This is a genomic window from Salmonella sp. SAL04202 (genome assembly GCF_046550775.1).
In the GTDB taxonomy this organism is placed as follows: Bacteria; Pseudomonadota; Gammaproteobacteria; order Enterobacterales; family Enterobacteriaceae; genus Salmonella; species Salmonella enterica.
Genome location: NZ_JBGDXK010000001.1, coordinates 2,033,039 through 2,049,957, shown reverse-complemented (window position 1 = coordinate 2,049,957; position 16,919 = coordinate 2,033,039). Strand labels below are relative to the sequence as shown.

Here is a 16,919-nt window from a genome sequence, read left to right as displayed (position 1 = left end):
GGGGAGGAGCTGGACAACGGCGCGTGGGCCGTGCGCCTGTACTACAAACCGTTTGTCCGCTGGATATGGGCCGGGGGGCTGCTGATGGCGCTGGGCGGGCTGCTGTGCCTGGCGGACCCGCGCTACCGCCGCCGTAAACCATTGCCGGAGGCCGGATGAAACGCAACGTACTGTTATTACCGTTACTGATTTTTCTGCTGATTGCCGCGGCGCTGCTGTGGCAGCTGGCGCGCAACGCGCAGGGCGATGACCCGACGAATCTCGAATCGGCACTGACCGGAAAGCCGGTGCCGGCGTTCCGCCTGGAATCGCTGGAGACGCCGGGTCAGTACTATGAGGCGGAGGTGCTGACGCAGGGGAAACCGGTGCTGCTTAACGTCTGGGCCACCTGGTGCCCGACCTGCCGCGCCGAGCATCAGTACCTGAACCAGCTTTCTGCGCAGGGTATCCGGGTGGTCGGGCTGAACTATAAGGACGACCGGGCGAAGGCGGTGGCCTGGTTAAAGGAACTGGGCAACCCGTATGCGCTGAGTTTATCGGACAGCGACGGGATGCTGGGGCTGGACCTGGGCGTGTACGGCGCGCCGGAAACCTTCCTCATCGACGGCAACGGGATTATCCGCTACCGCCATGCGGGCGATTTGAATGCCCGGGTATGGGAAAGTGAACTGAAACCGCTGTGGGACAGATACAGCCGGGAGGCGGCGCAATGAGACTGTTACCGGGCATGGTGATGCTGATGCTGGCGCTGGTTATCGCCGGGTCAGCGCGGGCGACCACCGACGTGATGCCGTTTAAAGATGAAGCGCAGGAGCAGCAGTTCCGCCAGCTCACGGAGCAGCTGCGCTGCCCGAAATGCCAGAACAACAGCATTGCGGACTCGAACGCGATGATAGCCACCGACATGCGCCGCAGGGTGTATGACCTGATGCAGGAGGGGAAGAGCCGCCAGGAAATCATCGATTACATGGTGGCGCGCTACGGCAACTTCGTCACCTACGACCCGCCGCTGACCCCGCTGACGGTGCTGCTGTGGGTGCTGCCGCTGGCCGCCATCGTGGCGGGCGGGTGGATAATCGTCGCCCGCACGCGCCGGCGGGTGCGTCTGCGCCGGGAGCCGCTGCCGGCGGACACCCCGGTTTGCGGCGCGCGCGCCGGGTGGGGCGTTTACGTGCCGGGGGCCGTCATTGCGCTGGCGGTCGGCGCCGGCAGCTACGCCCTGACCGGCAGCTATCCGCAGGTCAGGGCCTGGCAGCAGGCAACGGCGCAGACGCCCGGGCTGCTGGCGCGGGCGCTGGACCCGCAGGCGCAGCCGCTGAATGAGGAGGAGATGGCGCGGCTGGCGCTGGGGCTGCGCACCCGCCTGCAGAATGATGCCGGCAATGTTGAGGGCTGGCTCATGCTGGGGCGCATTGGCATGGTACTGGGTAATGCCGGTACCGCCACCGGGGCGTATGCGAACGCTTACCGTCTGGACCCGAAAAACAGCGATGCGGCGCTGGGCTACGCGGAGGCGCTGACGCGCTCGTCCGACCCGGAGGATAACCGCCGCGGCGGGGAGCTGCTGCGCCGGCTGGTGAGCCGCGACCACACGGATATCCGGGTGTTAAGCCTGTATGCGTTTAACGCCTTTGAGCAGCAGCGCTTTGGCGAGGCGGTGGCGGCCTGGGAGATGATGCTGAAGCTGCTGCCGGCGGGTGACGCCCGGCGGGCGGTGATAGAGCGCAGTATCCGGCTGGCGCAGGAGAAATAAGACCCTGACGGCCCGGTGGCGTGGCGCCACCGGGCCTGGCTTGTTACTGCATTCCGCGTGTTTGTAAAAATAGAATGGTCGCCGCGACGCGCGAGCGCACGTTTAGTTTGCGAAGTAGATTACGAATGTGCACCTTAACCGTCTGCTCAGAAATATTCAGTACTGACGCAATCTGTTTGTTAGAAAGCCCCTGCGCCAGCTCATGCAAGACATCTAACTCTCGTTCGGTCAGGATACTAAAGGGATCTTCCTGCGCGCCAAACTGTTCGCGCTCACGCAGATATTCATTGACCCGATCGCTAAAGACTTTACCGCCGTTAGCGCCTTTGCGAATGGCCTCCAGCAGCACTTCCGGATCGCTATCTTTGAGCAGATAACCGTCGGCGCCGGCGTCGATCAGCGCGTAGATGTCGCTGGCGGAATCCGAGACGGTAAGAATAATAATTTGCGCCGTCACACCATCCCGGCGTAGCGCGTTCAGGGTATCTAACCCGCTCAGACCTTTCATATTCAGATCCAGCAGGATCAGATCGGGCTCAATGCGATTCGCCAGATCGATCGCACTCGCCCCGTCACCCGCTTCGGCAACGACATAAAAAGCCGGGTCCAGTTCCAGTAATTGACGAATACCTCGCCGCATAAGTGGATGGTCGTCCACAATAAGCACCTGAAAAGGTGTTACTTCAGGCATGCTATATCTCCTGAGTTTTATTAGAATGATTATTGTTTTCAGCGCGGAAATCGTCCAGATTTGCCACATTGTCAAGCGCGTAAATTTTACCCTAATTAGTGCATGGGTAAGTAGTAAAACCTGTGACAGGCGAGTCATTAGCTGAACGATAGAAAGGATAAAACAACCCGTTGTGAGAGAAAACAGAATACTCCCTGAAGTTGAATACTGGTCTGGACGCTTTTTTCGGACAATGTGACATAACAGAAGTGTGGCATATGTAGCTGCGCCCTTGCCCCCGTAAGTCCAGACTATCTTTACTGGCAGGAAACTCCTTATTAAAAGTCATAGCGTCTAAAGCTTGTCATTATTAACAAATTATTTTAACTGAATTTATTTATGGTTTTATTAATGTCAATGAAATACATCTGAGCAGAACGAATAAACCGCGACATCTGTTAAATTAAATATTAAGTCAATAGCAGAGGTATTTTTATGCGATAAAGAGATTCTGACGATATTCTTATCATAAATGAAAATGTGGTCAGAAATGAGTGTCATTCACTTATAACTTATCCTGGATGTGCCTGAACAACACTCGCGGCGTTTTGAGCACCCGTTGGGGCGACTCAAGGGGAGAGCGTAGTGTGTGGATGCTATATCAGCCGTTTCTGTGAGCGTAAGCGTGGGGTAGAAAATTTTAAATATGCTATCCGGTTAAAAAAACTATTGACATTGAAATGGTGGTGGAGTGTATATGAAGAGAATATTTATATATATATTATTACTTTGTGCATTCGCATGTTCTGCTAATGATAATGTTTTTTTTGGCAAGGGCAATAAGCATCAGATCTCTTTTGCTGCGGGAGAAAGTATAAGAAGAGGAGGGGTTGAGCATTTATATACGGCTTTTCTGACATACAGTGAACCCAGCGATTTTTTCTTTTTACAGGCAAGAAATAATCTGGAGTTAGGAGGATTTAAGGCTAAGGGTAGCGATGATTGCAGTAAACATTCTGGCAGCGTTCCCTGCAATAAATATAACCAGGGCGTATTGGGTATCTCGAAGGATGTGGCGCTGGTTCATTTCGCTGGTATCTATACCGGTATTGGTCTGGGGGCTTATATAAAATCTAAGTCGCGAGATGATATGCGTGTCAATTCTGCATTTACCTTTGGAGAAAAAGCGTTTCTTGGCTGGAACTTTGGGGCTTTTTCTACAGAAGCTTATATCCGGCATTTTTCGAATGGATCACTCACGGATAAAAATTCAGGGCATAATTTTGTAGGTGCTTCAATTAGTTATAATTTCTGAAGTTGAATAACAATTAGCGAGTTGCTGGCTGAAGGAGTAATCATCACCGTCTACAAAAACGTGTTGTGACTAGCCGATCGTTATCGACCCTATGGCGACAGGGAGGCTAATTGTTAGTGACAAAGAAGTGGTAGGCCGTTTACCTTACCAGAACGTTTTATTATTGCTGCGACAGATTGCTTACTCATTTACCTGCCACTGCAAACATTTCTTCCAGCATAGGGTGTAGATGCGCTTTTTCTGTTTTAGTACAAACATGGTTTACGCCGATCAGCTCATGCAAAATCAGTTCATGCAAAATAACGTCTCTGGCATCAGCTAACTTTTTAATTGCAGGCATAAAAAAACCAGCCCTGAGAGGCTGGTTTTTAAGGGGAATTTTGGTCGGCACGAGAGGATTTGAACCTCCGACCCCCGACACCCCATGACGGTGCGCTACCAGGCTGCGCTACGTGCCGACTTGTGGGTGCTAATACTACCTCTTTCCAACGCGAATGCAAGGGGAAACGGTGCTAACTGATTTATAATTAATCAGTTAGCGATAAAACGTTTCTCTTCTGTTAGCACTTGCAGCAGCAGACTGAGCTGCGGCTTCTGATCTTTGATCTTCTCGCCGTGTAAGTCATAGGTCTGATAATGACCGTTATTATTGAGCACCAGGGTCATTTGCGGCGTCGTGATTGCCAGCGTACTGCCGTCTGCCGCCGTTACCCAGTTATGACGACGTGGAACGGTAAAGATGTCCTGGCCCTGTGAATATTCGTTCGCTGGCGTGCTGACATGTAACAGGCGTTGCATCAACGTGGTCATCACATCGGTATGATCGGTAAGCACGTTAATACGCTGCGCAGGCGTCCCCGGCCAGTGGATCACCAGCGGTACTTGCAGATGACCTTGCGACCAGTCGAAGCGATTTTCTTCCGGCGTCAACGGTATGCCGCGTCCTGCGGTAATGATCACGACGGTATTGTCGAATTTACCGGCCTCTCGCAGCGCGTTCAGAACCCGATTGATTTGCGCATCCACGTCGCTGGCGGCGCTGGCGTAACGCTTAACAAAATTCTTCTGATTACTGTCATCAATGTTAGTACCGTTAAACGATACCCATGAGAACCAGCGGTTATCTTCCTGTGCGTAGCGTCCAAGCCAGTCTATCCACTGGCTGGCCGTTTGCGCATCAGACTGCGTCTGCGCTGTCGGCATCGAGAAATCGGACAGTAATGCCTGACGGTAAAGCGGGCTGGCGAAGCCATCCGAAGAAAACAGTCCCAGTTGATAGCCTTGCTGATTCAACGCGGTAATGAGCGCCGCAGGGGTTCTGGTGGATAACACGCCATCCATATAGCCTGGCGATATGCCATAGAACAGGCCGAAAATACCGTTATCAGTGGTATTCCCTGAACTCATGTGACGGGTGAAGTCGATGTTTTGCTCGGCAAATGTAGCCAGCTCCGGCATCTGCTTCTCAAAGCGGGAATAGTTCAGGCCGTCTACGGTAATGAGCAGCACATTCTGACCGGTGCCCATATCGCGATAGTGCAAATTGCTGAGCGGGTACTGTACGGAGACCGCTTCCGGATTGCCTTGCTCTACCAGACGGCGCTGATATTCCTGCGCATCCAGCAGACCGTGTTTTTCAAGAAAACGTCGCGCCGTCATCGGATAAGAGAGCGGCAGGTTTGCCCGCTGCATGGTAATCGGCCGGTAAAAATTAGCGTCTGCCCAGATGTAGATAAGATGCGATGCGATAAAGGAGACGAAAAAGAATGCCGCAAGCGGCCTTGCGAAATGGCGACGGCGCGTGAGACTGCGCAGCTTTTGCCAACTCCATGTCGCAAATAGCATCTCAATCAATAAGATAACCGGCACGCTAATAAACATAAGCTGCCAGTCGCGCGCCATTTCGTTCTGGTCAGGGTTGATGACCAGCTCCCAGACAATGGGATTAAGATGCAGGTGAAAACGGGTAAAGACTTCGCTGTCGATAAGCAACAACGTCATACCCGCGGTCGCCAGAATGGCTGATAAAAACCGCATCAGCCGCTGGGACATCACGATAAACGTGAGCGGAAAAAGAATAAGCAAATAGGTGGCGAACACCAGAAAGCTAAAGTGCCCGACAATGCTCAGGTAGGAGTATATGCGACCCGCAAGCGTTGTCGGCCAGTCGGCGACAAACAGGTAACGGCTGCCGAGCAACGTAGCCAACAGTATATTGAACAGAGCGAACCAGTGCCCCCAGCTAACCATCTGGGAGACTTTTTCACGGTAGCGCTGACGATGAGTTACCATACCTGTCGCTTGTTTCTCCGGAGTCGGCTTTTTAGTGCGCGTTGTCTTCGCTAATCGAAGACTGCAAGGCGCGGGCAAAAGAGTTCGCAATCGCCTGGCGTTGAGCCGGCGCAACGCTGGTGTTGATAAGGTTGGTGACCATATTTCCCAGCACCATCAGGGAAAGATCGGTCGGCGCCTTATGTTTTTCCAGTACACTGAGCAGTTCGCTCAGCAGTTGTTCAACATGTTCATCACTATAGCGGGAGAGTTGTGGCATAAATCAAAATCTGTTTGTTCATGAAAGGGCAACATATTACCGTAGCAACAGTTTTTTTTCTGCATTTTTATCCCCTAAATCATTCGCGTTACGGATAACGCCTGAAATGACAGGGCGATTGCTTGCGTCTTCCGGCAGGCGGTGGTTGAATACCGCCCGGTCTTAAAGGAGAGTTTATCATGAGTCTGGATATCAACCAGATTGCCCTGCACCAGCTTATCAAGCGCGATGAGCAAAATCTTGAGCTGGTCTTGCGCGATTCATTGCTGGAGCCGACAACCACCGTTGTCGAGATGGTGGCTGAACTGCATCGGGTCTATAGCGCCAAGAATAAGGCGTATGGCCTGTTTAATGAAGAGAGTGAACTGGCGCAAGCGCTGCGGTTGCAACGTCAGGGGGAAGAAGATTTTCTTGCCTTTAGCCGGGCGGCGACCGGACGCCTGCGTGACGAACTGGCGAAATATCCCTTTGCGGACGGCGGCATTGTATTGTTCTGCCATTATCGCTACCTGGCGGTGGAGTATCTGCTGGTTACGGTACTGAACAACCTGAGCAGTATGCGGGTCAATGAAAATCTGGACATTAACCCGACGCATTATCTTGATATCAACCATGCGGATATCGTGGCGCGTATCGATCTTACCGAGTGGGAAACTAATCCGCAATCGACCCGCTATCTGACGTTCCTGAAAGGTCGGGTAGGGCGCAAGGTCGCTGACTTCTTTATGGATTTCCTCGGTGCCAGCGAAGGGTTGAACGCCAAAGCGCAGAATCGCGGCCTGTTGCAGGCAGTGGATGATTTCACCGCAGAAGCGCAGTTGGATAAAGCAGAACGTCAGAACGTGCGTCAGCAGGTGTACAGCTACTGCAACGAGCAGTTACAAGCCGGGGAAGAGATTGAGCTGGAATCGCTGTCTAAAGAGCTTTCCGGCGTCAGTGAAGTCAGCTTCAGCGAATTTACTGCCGAAAAAGGCTATGAGCTGGAAGAGAGCTTTCCGGCGGATCGCAGTACGCTGCGCCAGCTAACCAAATATGCCGGCAGCGGCGGCGGGTTAACGATTAACTTTGATGCGATGCTGCTGGGCGAGCGGATTTTCTGGGACCCGGCGACCGATACCCTGACTATCAAAGGGACGCCGCCGAATCTGCGCGACCAGTTGCAGCGACGCACGTCGGGCGGGAAATAAAGGCATACGACATAAAAGGACGCTGTAGTGAGTAAAGGAATACGTCAGAAGCCGCCTGTTAATTTCAGTTTATTTCGGCAGGTTTTGTATGCGCACATTGTCGCATTTTTGATGATGTTGGTGCTCGGGATGGTGTTCACCGTTCTCTCGTTGGTACTGTTTTATACTTATGGCGCCAACTGGTTACTGAGCTTGTTCATATGCCCGCTGTTCTTGTTAAGTGGTTTATTCATTACTGGATTTGCTTTTAAATCAACCTGGTCCAGCATACGTTACTATTATGACAAGGGGCAGTTGAAACGGTATGGACTCAATCTTGATGCAACTTTGACGCATAAAGAGAAGGTGGAAATATGCATCGATAATGCAAAGCGTCAAGTGCGTGTAGATGAACTGGAGCTCCATGTCTTATTTGATTTTCAGTTTGATAGCAAGACATGGAGCTGCGGCGACTTACTGACCAATGAAAAGGTATTTGATGCGTTGAATGACGGGCAAACGATACCAATACGAATTTTGCCATGGAAACCAGAAAGTGCCAGCGTTCGTCAACGGGCATTATTCAATCGGCTTAAAGGTATGAATACCGCGGCGGAAACTACAGATCCTCGATTAGGGGAGGCGCTAATTGAATATGGCGAGGTGTAAGAAAGCAGAAAAGCAAAGTGGGTTCTCGTTGCTCTGCATGTCGTCAAATTCAATTACACGCATAAAAAAACCCCGCCGGGGCGGGGTTTTTCTTCAACTTCCAGGCGATTACGCGCGAACGAAGTCGATGTGAGTCAGCTTCGGTTTGTAAGCGTGACGCTGTACAGCCTGAGCTTTAACTTTTACTTCTTTACCGTCAACAACGAGGGTCAGAACTTCGCTGTAGAATTCAGCTTTAGCTTGCATGTTCATCACCTGGTCGTGGTCCAGTTCGATAGCAATCGGGGCTTCAGAACCGCCGTAGATGATTGCCGGGAACTTGTTAGCGGCGCGCAGGCGGCGGCTCGCACCCTTACCCTGCTCTTTACGTACTTCTGCGTTGATAGTAAACATTTAAATCTCTCTTTAATAATTCCTGCTACAGGCGACCCAGCAACAGGTAAGTGATCTGCTTTGCGTATGCAAAGGCGGGCGGGATTCTATACTCAAATCGCCGTTACATCAATGAAAAGTACAATTAACCACGTAATTCGTGCGCCCGGCGGAAGCGGCCTTCATAGTCGAACACTTTTTCACGCACCTGCCAGTACTGGCCTTTCATCCGCGCGACCACAAAATCGGGATGCCGCAACAGCGCCTGCTGCGCGACAATATCCGCCGCCGTGATCCAGCGTAAAGGAACGCCGGGCGTGCGGGTATGCGGGCGAATAAATAGCTGTTCGAAAGCGGTACGCTGGGCGGGCGTGTGCAAGCGGAAGCGCTCACTAACATCCGCGCCGTCCTCGTCATAGTAAGTGATTTTCAGCCATTCGCCTTTCTCATCCTGCCCATGCTGCATCGTCATTCCGCTACAGCGCAGGACTAACGCATCCTTGAGCCTGAGCGCCGCTTTTAACATATCGTCCGGGTCGACCAGAATAGCGTCACATTCCCGGCAGCGTCGGGCGGCAATATCGTTTTCGGCATTACACTGCGGGCAGTTTTTGAAGCGAAAGCGAAAATCGCACTGCTCGCGATGGCCGTCGTCATCCTCAAACCAGCCCTGGCAGCGACGGCCAAAGTGTTCAATCAGCGTGCCGTCGGCAGTGGTTTTCCCCCAGAAGGTGTTGGCAAAGCCGCAGGCCGGGCAAAATACCTGGACAGGGACGTTATCGCTTTTTCCCTTCGGGCTACCGACCTCCGGGGCATACAGGTCGTGCGGGTTGCCTGCGTAATCAAGAATCAGGCAATCGGTCTTTCCCGGCGCAAGGCGCAGACCACGCCCGACAATTTGTTGGTAAAGACTAACTGACTCCGTGGGACGTAGAATCGCGATGAGATCAACGTGTGGGGCGTCAAAGCCGGTGGTCAGCACCGAGACGTTAACCAGATAGCGAAAACGCTGCGCCTTGAAATTATCAATCAGCGCATCGCGCTCGGGCCCTGGCGTATCGCCGGTAATCAGCGCCGCGTCTTCCGCCGGAAGCAGACCGACAATCTCTTTCGCATGTTCGACCGTGGCGGCGAAAATCATCACGCCTTTGCGCGTTTGCGCAAATTCCATAATCTGGCTGATGATGTGCGGCGTAATCCGCTGCTGCTTTTTCAGCTCGCGGTTCAGGTCGGCTTCGCTGAACAGCCCATTGCTTTGGGCCTGCAGGCGGCTGAAATCGTATTGGACCACTGGCATATCAAGCCGCTCAGGCGGCGTCAGATAGCCGTGTTTAATCATATAGCGCAGCGGCAGTTCATAAATACAGTCGCGAAACAGAGCGTTGTCGTCGCCGCGCACCATACCGTGATAATGAAATTGATAAATCCAGCCTTTTCCGAGGCGAAAAGGCGTGGCGGTGAGCCCAAGCAGACGTAAGTGAGGATTAACTTTACTCAGGTGAGTGAGGATTTGCTGATACTGACTGTCTTCATCGTCACCGATGCGGTGGCATTCATCGACAATCAACAGCGAAAACTCCTCCTGGAAGGCGTCAAGATTACGCGCCACCGACTGTACGCTGCCGAACACGACTTTGCCCTGACTCTCTTTACGTTTGAGTCCGGCGGCGAAAATATCCGCTTCCAGCCCCAGCGCGCAATATTTGGCGTGGTTCTGCGCAACCAGCTCTTTCACATGCGCCAGCACCAGTACCCGTCCGCGGGCGACGCGCGCCAGTTCGGCGATCACCAGGCTTTTACCTGCGCCGGTCGGCAGAACAATCACGGCGGGCGTACGGTGGCGGCGAAAGTGGCTGAGCGTGGCGTCTACGGCTTCTTGCTGGTAGGGGCGGAGTGTAAAAATCATGGTCTCACTACGTTAAACGGTTCCGGGAATAGTATGCCATGAATCATTTCCCTTGAGGGATATAGTTAGCCCGCTATACTGAGCGGATAGCAATTCCCTTTTTTCGGGTAGAATGCCCGATTTCCGTATTATTACAGGCTAAATCACACACATGCGACTTGATAAATTTATCGCTCAGCAGCTTGGCGTCAGCCGCGCTATTGCCGGGCGTGAAATCCGTGGTAACCGCGTTACCGTCGATGGCGACATCATTAAAAATGCGGCCTTCAAACTGCTCCCGGAACATGCGGTTGCGTATGACGGCAATCCCTTAGCGCAGCAACACGGGCCACGCTATTTTATGCTTAACAAGCCGCAGGGATACGTTTGTTCAACCGATGATCCCGATCATCCAACGGTGCTGTATTTCCTGGATGAGCCGGTGGCGTATAAGCTGCATGCCGCAGGACGTCTGGATATCGATACTACCGGTCTGGTGTTAATGACAGATGACGGTCAGTGGTCGCACCGCATTACGTCGCCGCGCCATCACTGTGAAAAAACCTATCTGGTGACCCTGGAGTCGCCGGTGGCCGACGATACGGCAGCGCAATTTGCGAAAGGCGTGCAGTTGCATAATGAAAAAGATCTCACTAAACCCGCTACGCTGGAGGTGATAACGCCTGTGCAGGTCCGTCTGACCATCAGCGAAGGCCGTTATCATCAGGTGAAGCGGATGTTTGCCGCAGTAGGCAATCGCGTTGTGGAACTGCACCGCGAACGGATTGGCGCCATTACGCTGGATGAGAATCTGGCTCCCGGCGAGTACCGCCCGTTGACTGAAGAAGAAATCGCCAGCGTCGGCTAACTATCTCGTTAAATTCAGGAGTTCGATGTGACCACCCGGCAGCACTCTTCCTTTGCCATTGTCTTTATCCTTGGCCTGTTGGCCATGTTAATGCCGCTGTCGATTGATATGTATCTTCCAGCGCTGCCGGTGATTTCTGCGCAATTCGGCGTGCCTGCCGGTAGCGCGCAGATGACGCTCAGCACCTATATTCTGGGGTTTGCGCTGGGTCAGCTTATCTATGGACCGATGGCGGATAGCCTCGGGCGTAAGCCGGTCATCCTGGGCGGGACGCTGGTATTTGCTGCTGCGGCGGTCGCCTGTGCGTTGGCGCAGACTATCGATCAACTGATCGTGATGCGTTTCTTTCACGGTTTGGCGGCCGCGGCGGCAAGCGTCGTCATCAATGCGCTGATGCGGGATATTTATCCAAAGGAAGAGTTTTCGCGCATGATGTCATTTGTCATGCTGGTCACTACGATAGCGCCGTTAATGGCGCCCATTGTCGGCGGCTGGGTGTTGGTATGGTTAAGCTGGCACTATATCTTCTGGATACTGGCCATTGCGGCGATTCTGGCGTCAGTCATGATCTTTGCTCTGATTAAAGAGACGCTGCCCGTTGAGCGGCGTCAGCCTTTTCATATTCGTACCACAATAGGTAACTTTGCTGCGTTGTTTCGCCACAAACGCGTACTGAGCTATATGCTGGCGAGCGGGTTTAGTTTTGCCGGTATGTTCTCTTTTTTGAGCGCGGGGCCGTTTGTCTATATCGAAATTAATCATGTTCCGCCGCAGGATTTCGGCTACTACTTCGCGTTGAACATCGTATTTCTGTTTGTGATGACGATTATCAACAGCCGTTTTGTCAGACGGGTAGGGGCGCTAAACATGTTTCGGGCCGGGCTATGGATTCAGTTTGCGATGGCGGTGTGGATGGTTTTCAGCGCGCTGATGGGCATTGGATTCTGGGCGCTGGTGGTCGGCGTTGCGGCGTTTGTCGGCTGTGTGTCGATGGTTTCGTCCAATGCGATGGCGGTCATTTTGGATGAGTTTCCGCATATGGCCGGAACGGCGTCTTCGTTGGCGGGCACTTTCCGCTTTGGTATTGGCGCTATCGTCGGCGCGTTGCTGTCGCTGGCTACCTTTACCAGTGCGTGGCCGATGATTTGGTCGATTGCGCTTTGCGCCGCCTGTTCCATTCTGTTTTATCTCTACGCCAGCCGTCCCAAAAAACGGTGACGGGCGCGCTGTCCCTCAATGGCGCCGAAGAATGCGCAGGCGGCGTTGGGGGACGCTATCCGCTACACGATGGCAAAGCCAAACGGCTTTCATAGTTGATGTATATCAATTACCAATTCATCATTTTCCTCCTTTATGTTTATTTTATGTAAAATCCATTTATGTAAAAAGTCACATCATTGTAGTTAAAAAGGTTGAGTTAGATCGCAGAAACGGGTACATATAGCCCGCCGCTATCTCCGCGTCGGTAAAACTATTTTAACTCCCGCTTGCTGTAGAGCCACTGACGGAGAGAAGGGCGTTAGCAATCTGTTTAAGGACGGATTGTCAATGATGTGTTAATATAAATGTAAGTAAATTGTGAAGTAATTGTGCTTCCGGGGAAAGAAAGTGAATACATTACAGCTCTCAATTGTTCACCGTCTGCCGCAAAACTATCGCTGGTCGGCGGGTTTTGCGGGGTCAAAGGTTGAACCGATTCCGCAAAACGGGCAGAGCACCGAGAATAGTCTGGTGGCGCTTAAACTGTTGAGTCCGGCAGGCGATAGCGCGTGGTCAGTGATGCATAAGCTCAGCCAGGCGCTAAGCGATATTGAAGTTCCTTGCTCCGTGCTGGAGTGCGAAGGGGAACCGTGCCTGTTCGTTAATCGTCAGGATGAGTTTGCCGCCACCTGTCGGCTGAAAAATTTCGGCGTGGCGATAGCGGAACCTTTTTCTAACAATAATCCTTTTTAGGCGTCAGCTTAACGCGAGTAGCTGACGCGTATAGGCCTGTTGCGGTGCGGTAAACACGCGCTCGCATTGCCCCTGTTCAACCACCTCCCCCTGCCGCAGCACGATAACCTGATGGCACAGCGCGCGTACTACATGCAGATCGTGGCTAATGAAGATATAGGCCAGACGGTGCTTTTGCTGTAGCGATTTCAGGAGGGCAAGAATCTGCGCCTGAACGGTTTTATCCAGCGATGAGGTCGGTTCATCCAGAATAATAAGCGACGGTTTTAAAATCAGCGCCCTGGCGACGGCGATACGTTGACGCTGGCCGCCGGAAAACTCAGCGGGGTAACGATGCCGTGTTTCCGGGTCCAGGCCGACTTCCATCATGACCGCTTTCACCTGCTGTTCGCGCTGCGCGCCTGAAAGCGTAGGCTGGTGGACGCGCAGGCCTTCTTCGATAATTTGCAACACGTTTAAACGCGGGTTTAGCGATGAGTTCGGGTCCTGGAATACGACCTGGATACGGTGGCGAACAGGTAAAAGCTGGCGGCGGTTTAACGTATCCAGCGATTGACCGTCAAACACGATGCGGCCTTCGGAGCGGATAAGCCGTAACAGCGCCAGACCGGTGGTGCTTTTTCCCGAGCCTGACTCGCCGACCAGACCCAGCGTTTCGCCTGGATGCAGGGTGAAACTGATATTGTTAACCACCACATTATGATCTACGACGCGCTTCAGAATGCCTTTGCGGATCGGGAAGGCGACGCGCAGCCTGTCCACTTCCAGCAACGGCGTCTGCCCGGCGGGGAGCGGAACCGGATCGCCAGTGGGTTCGCTGTTGAGTAGTTTTTGCGTGTACGGATGGGTCGGCGCGGAGAGCAGCGTGTCGGCGCGTTGGTTCTCTACGCACTTGCCGTGTTGCATTACCGCCACTGAATCCGCCAGTTTTTTTACAATGCTGAGGTTATGGGTGATAAACAGCAATCCCATATTGAGCTCGCGCTGGAGTTCCCGCAGTAGAGATAAAATCTGCGCCTGTACGGAGACGTCGAGGGCGGTGGTCGGCTCATCGGCGATCAGTAATTCCGGCCGTGTTAACAGCGCCATGGCTATCATGACGCGCTGGCGTTCGCCGCCGGAAAGCTGATGCGGATAATCGCGCAGACGCTGGCTCGCCTGGCGGATACCGACCCGATCCAGACAACCGATCATCTCCGCCCTTGCCGCCTCCCGACGCATTCCCCGATGGAGCGACAGCACTTCATAGAGCTGTTTTTCCAGCGTATGCAGCGGGTTAAGTGAAACCATCGGTTCCTGAAAAATCATGGCGATTTTATTGCCGCGCACGCCGCGTAGCGTCTGCTCGCTGGCATGAAGCAATGATTCGCCGTGAAAGCGAATATCGCCGGAGAGGTAGACGGCGGGAGGGGTAGGCAAAAGACGCAGAATGGAAAGCGCCGTCACGCTTTTTCCTGACCCGGACTCGCCGACCAGCGCCAGCGTTTCCCCGGCGTTCACCTGTAACGAAATGGCGTTAACGACAGGACGCACGTGCTGTTGCTGACGGAAACCTACCGATAAATTTTCAATCGCAAGCAATGGAGATGTCATCTTATACCGCCTTAGCAGGATCAAAGGCGTCGCGTACCGCTTCGCCGATAAAAATCAGCAGCGATAGCAGAATGGCGACAGACAGAAAGGCGGCGATCCCCAGCCAGGGAGCCTGTAAGTTGTTTTTCCCCTGTAAAAGAAGTTCGCCGAGAGAAGGGGAGCCAAGCGGCAGACCAAATCCCAGAAAATCCAGCGACGTCAGGGTGGTGATGGAGCTACATAAAATGAACGGTAAAAATGTCAGGGTAGCGACCATCGCATTAGGCAACATATGGCGCAGGATAATGTCACGATCGCTGACGCCAAGCGCCTGCGCGGCGCGGATATAGTCAAAATTGCGGGTCCGTAAAAACTCGGCGCGCACCACGCCCACCAGACTCATCCAGCCAAACAGTACGGTTATGGCCAGCAGCCACCAGAAGTTAGGCTGCACTACGCTGGAAAGTAAAATAATCAGAAACAGGGTCGGCATCCCCGACCAGACTTCGATGAGACGTTGTCCCCATAAATCGACTTTGCCGCCATAATAGCCCTGTAGCGCGCCCGCCAGTACACCCATGACGCTGGAGCAAATTGTTAACATCAGACCGAATAAAATAGAAATGCGGGTGCCGTACAGGATGCGGGCGAAAACGTCGCCGCCATTCGCATCGGTGCCCAGCCAGTTCTTCGCCGAAGGCGGGGAGGGGAAAGGCTGCGTGGTGGCAAAATTAATGGTATTGGCGCCAAAGCGTACGGGGGCCCACAACACCCAGCCCCGATTCTCAAGCTGCCGTTGTAGCCAGGGGTCCTGATAATCTGCCGTTGTCGCCAGCGGGCCGCCGAAATCGCGCTCGCTGTAATTTTTTACCAGCGGAAAATACCACTGGCCTTCATAGCGCACCAGCAATGGCTTATCGTTAGCAATCAGTTCCGCGCATAAGCTCAGGCTGAACACGACCAGGAAAATCCATAGTGACCAGTAGCCCCGGCGATTATGGCGGAAACGCGCCCAGCGGGCCTGATTGACCGGGCTTAATCGCGGCATTATCGTCCCTCAAAATCAATGCGTGGATCGACCAGCGTATAGCTGATATCGCTCAGGATATTCAGTAATAAGCCAATCAGGGTAAAGATATAAAGCGTACCGAACATCACCGGATAGTCGCGCGAAACGGTTGCTTCATAACCCAGCAGCCCCAGGCCGTTGAGCGAGAACATGACTTCAATTAGCAACGAGCCGGTGAAAAACATACTGATAAAAGTGGCGGGAAACCCGGCGATCACCAGCAGCATGGCGTTACGAAAAACATGTTTCCAGAGAATGTTTTTTTCACTCACGCCTTTAGCGCGAGCGGTAACGACATACTGTTTACGCACCTCGTCGAGAAACGAATTTTTCGTCAGCATCGTCAGGGCGGCAAAACCGCCGATGACGGTCGCCAACACCGGTAGCGTAATATGCCACAAATAATCGGTGATTTTTTGGTACCACGGTAATGTGTCAAAGTTGGCGGAGACCAGGCCACGTAGCGGAAAGATATCGTAGTAGCTGCCGCCGGCAAAAAAGACGATTAATAAAATAGCGAACAGAAAGGCGGGGATCGCATAACCGATAATGATAAACGCGCTGCTCCACACATCAAAGCGACTGCCGTTATGGACGGCTTTGCGGATCCCCAGCGGGATAGACACCAGATAAATAATCAGCGTGCTCCATAATCCCAGGGTAATGGAGACGGGAAGGCTATCTTTGATCAGCGTTAGTACGGATGCGCTGCGAAACAGACTGTCGCCGAAGTCAAAAGAGAGATAGTCCCGTAGCATCTTGAAATAACGCTCATGCAGCGGTTTGTCGAAGCCGTAGCGATGGGTGATCTCCGCGATCACCTCCGGATCGAGTCCCCGGCCGCCGCGATAATGGCTGTCGCTGATATTGCCGACGCCGGTTTGCGCATGACTGGCGCGAACGCCTTCGCCGCTGGCACCGGGCAACGCGCCGCCCTGGCCAAATTCAATCGCGGCAATAGCCTGATCAACAGGGCCGCCGGGAGCGATCTGCACGATAAAAAAGTTAATGGTAATAATGGCCCATAGCGTGGGGATCACCAGTAACAGACGGCGGATAAGATAGGCGCCCATTGA

At 53.2% G+C, this 16,919-nt stretch carries 18 protein-coding genes, 1 tRNA gene and 1 pseudogene; 9 read left to right on the top strand and 11 right to left on the bottom strand.

The window, feature by feature from the left end; genetic code table 11:
* From ACLJQJ_RS10295 to ACLJQJ_RS10285, 3 genes are all read left to right on the top strand, one after another.
* Window positions 1–159: cytochrome c-type biogenesis CcmF C-terminal domain-containing protein (locus ACLJQJ_RS10295; RefSeq protein ID WP_072153599.1), on the top strand; the 159-nt coding region annotated here is incomplete at its 5' end.
* The gene (gene dsbE, locus ACLJQJ_RS10290) at window positions 156–713 is read left to right on the top strand and encodes a thiol:disulfide interchange protein DsbE (RefSeq protein ID WP_000828292.1); all 558 of its coding nucleotides are present in this window, start codon (window positions 156–158) and stop codon (window positions 711–713) included. The genes ACLJQJ_RS10295 and dsbE, both read left to right, overlap by 4 nt.
* Complete coding sequence (locus tag ACLJQJ_RS10285; RefSeq protein ID WP_108679520.1) at window positions 710–1,753, top strand: cytochrome c-type biogenesis protein CcmH; 1,044 nt, start codon at window positions 710–712, stop codon at window positions 1,751–1,753. The genes dsbE and ACLJQJ_RS10285 overlap by 4 nt, the downstream gene beginning before the upstream one ends.
* Before the next feature lie 43 nt (window positions 1,754–1,796).
* Here the strand turns inward: ACLJQJ_RS10285 and narP are convergent, their stop codons facing one another.
* Window positions 1,797–2,444, bottom strand: coding sequence for a nitrate/nitrite response regulator protein NarP (narP, locus tag ACLJQJ_RS10280; RefSeq protein ID WP_024157285.1), 648 nt, complete (start codon window positions 2,442–2,444; stop codon window positions 1,797–1,799).
* Window positions 2,445–3,174: 730 nt separating this feature from the next.
* On the opposite strand from narP, the gene pagL reads away from it, so the two are divergent.
* On the top strand, window positions 3,175–3,738 hold the full coding sequence (gene pagL, locus ACLJQJ_RS10275; RefSeq protein ID WP_000281868.1) for a lipid A 3-O-deacylase PagL: 564 nt from the start codon (window positions 3,175–3,177) through the stop codon (window positions 3,736–3,738).
* Window positions 3,739–3,922: 184 nt separating this feature from the next.
* Here pagL and ACLJQJ_RS10270 read toward each other — a convergent pair whose 3' ends face one another.
* From ACLJQJ_RS10270 to ACLJQJ_RS10250, 5 genes and pseudogenes are all read right to left on the bottom strand, one after another.
* On the bottom strand, window positions 3,923–4,078 hold the full coding sequence (locus tag ACLJQJ_RS10270; RefSeq protein WP_024157284.1) for a hypothetical protein: 156 nt from the start codon (window positions 4,076–4,078) through the stop codon (window positions 3,923–3,925).
* Window positions 4,072–4,164 (bottom strand): annotated as a pseudogene (locus tag ACLJQJ_RS10265) (hypothetical protein); the annotation flags it as partial. The pseudogene ACLJQJ_RS10265 and the gene ACLJQJ_RS10270, both read right to left, overlap by 7 nt.
* Window positions 4,120–4,196: transfer RNA gene (locus ACLJQJ_RS10260), tRNA-Pro, on the bottom strand. The gene ACLJQJ_RS10260 and the pseudogene ACLJQJ_RS10265, both read right to left, overlap by 45 nt.
* Window positions 4,197–4,269: 73 nt before the next feature.
* A complete protein-coding gene (gene yejM, locus ACLJQJ_RS10255; protein WP_000256155.1) occupies window positions 4,270–6,030 on the bottom strand; it encodes an LPS biosynthesis-modulating metalloenzyme YejM in 1,761 nt (586 codons plus the stop codon).
* A 31-nt stretch (window positions 6,031–6,061) separates the two neighbouring features.
* Window positions 6,062–6,289: a YejL family protein gene (locus tag ACLJQJ_RS10250; RefSeq protein ID WP_001135904.1), complete on the bottom strand. Its 228-nt coding sequence runs from the start codon at window positions 6,287–6,289 to the stop codon at window positions 6,062–6,064.
* 179 nt (window positions 6,290–6,468) lie between these two features.
* Here ACLJQJ_RS10250 and yejK point away from each other — a divergent pair, with 179 nt between their 5' ends.
* Window positions 6,469–7,476, top strand: coding sequence for a nucleoid-associated protein YejK (yejK, locus tag ACLJQJ_RS10245; protein WP_000050806.1), 1,008 nt, complete (start codon window positions 6,469–6,471; stop codon window positions 7,474–7,476).
* 27 nt (window positions 7,477–7,503) lie between these two features.
* A complete protein-coding gene (locus ACLJQJ_RS10240) occupies window positions 7,504–8,124 on the top strand; it encodes a hypothetical protein (RefSeq protein WP_024797764.1) in 621 nt (206 codons plus the stop codon).
* Between the two features lie 108 nt (window positions 8,125–8,232).
* Here the strand turns inward: ACLJQJ_RS10240 and rplY are convergent, their stop codons facing one another.
* Entirely contained in the window at window positions 8,233–8,517 is a 285-nt protein-coding gene (gene rplY / locus ACLJQJ_RS10235; RefSeq protein WP_000494192.1) for a 50S ribosomal protein L25, read from the bottom strand.
* 124 nt (window positions 8,518–8,641) lie between these two features.
* Window positions 8,642–10,402, bottom strand: a complete 1,761-nt coding sequence (locus ACLJQJ_RS10230) for a DEAD/DEAH box helicase (protein ID WP_063809698.1) — start codon at window positions 10,400–10,402, stop codon at window positions 8,642–8,644.
* Between the two features lie 151 nt (window positions 10,403–10,553).
* On the opposite strand from ACLJQJ_RS10230, the gene rsuA reads away from it, so the two are divergent.
* The 3 genes from rsuA (at window position 10,554) to ACLJQJ_RS10215 (ending at window position 13,202) form a co-directional block, all read left to right on the top strand.
* The gene (gene rsuA / locus ACLJQJ_RS10225) at window positions 10,554–11,249 is read left to right on the top strand and encodes a 16S rRNA pseudouridine(516) synthase RsuA (RefSeq protein WP_001234836.1); all 696 of its coding nucleotides are present in this window, start codon (window positions 10,554–10,556) and stop codon (window positions 11,247–11,249) included.
* A gap of 27 nt (window positions 11,250–11,276) precedes the next feature.
* A complete protein-coding gene (locus tag ACLJQJ_RS10220) occupies window positions 11,277–12,467 on the top strand; it encodes a Bcr/CflA family multidrug efflux MFS transporter (RefSeq protein ID WP_000213349.1) in 1,191 nt (396 codons plus the stop codon).
* Between the two features lie 390 nt (window positions 12,468–12,857).
* Window positions 12,858–13,202 carry a YejG family protein gene (locus tag ACLJQJ_RS10215; RefSeq protein WP_001094639.1) on the top strand — a complete coding sequence of 115 codons (345 nt, stop codon included), beginning with the start codon at window positions 12,858–12,860 and terminating at the stop codon, window positions 13,200–13,202.
* Window positions 13,203–13,205: 3 nt separating this feature from the next.
* Here ACLJQJ_RS10215 and yejF read toward each other — a convergent pair whose 3' ends face one another.
* The 3 genes from yejF to ACLJQJ_RS10200 are packed head-to-tail and all read right to left on the bottom strand — an operon-like array spanning window position 13,206 to window position 16,916.
* On the bottom strand, window positions 13,206–14,795 hold the full coding sequence (gene yejF, locus ACLJQJ_RS10210; protein ID WP_000203619.1) for a microcin C ABC transporter ATP-binding protein YejF: 1,590 nt from the start codon (window positions 14,793–14,795) through the stop codon (window positions 13,206–13,208).
* A 1-nt stretch (window position 14,796) separates the two neighbouring features.
* Window positions 14,797–15,822, bottom strand: coding sequence for an ABC transporter permease (locus ACLJQJ_RS10205; RefSeq protein ID WP_001137761.1), 1,026 nt, complete (start codon window positions 15,820–15,822; stop codon window positions 14,797–14,799).
* Window positions 15,822–16,916: a microcin C ABC transporter permease YejB gene (locus ACLJQJ_RS10200; protein WP_000501623.1), complete on the bottom strand. Its 1,095-nt coding sequence runs from the start codon at window positions 16,914–16,916 to the stop codon at window positions 15,822–15,824. Before ACLJQJ_RS10200 ends, ACLJQJ_RS10205 begins: the two co-directional genes overlap by 1 nt.
* Window positions 16,917–16,919 lie beyond the last annotated feature (3 nt).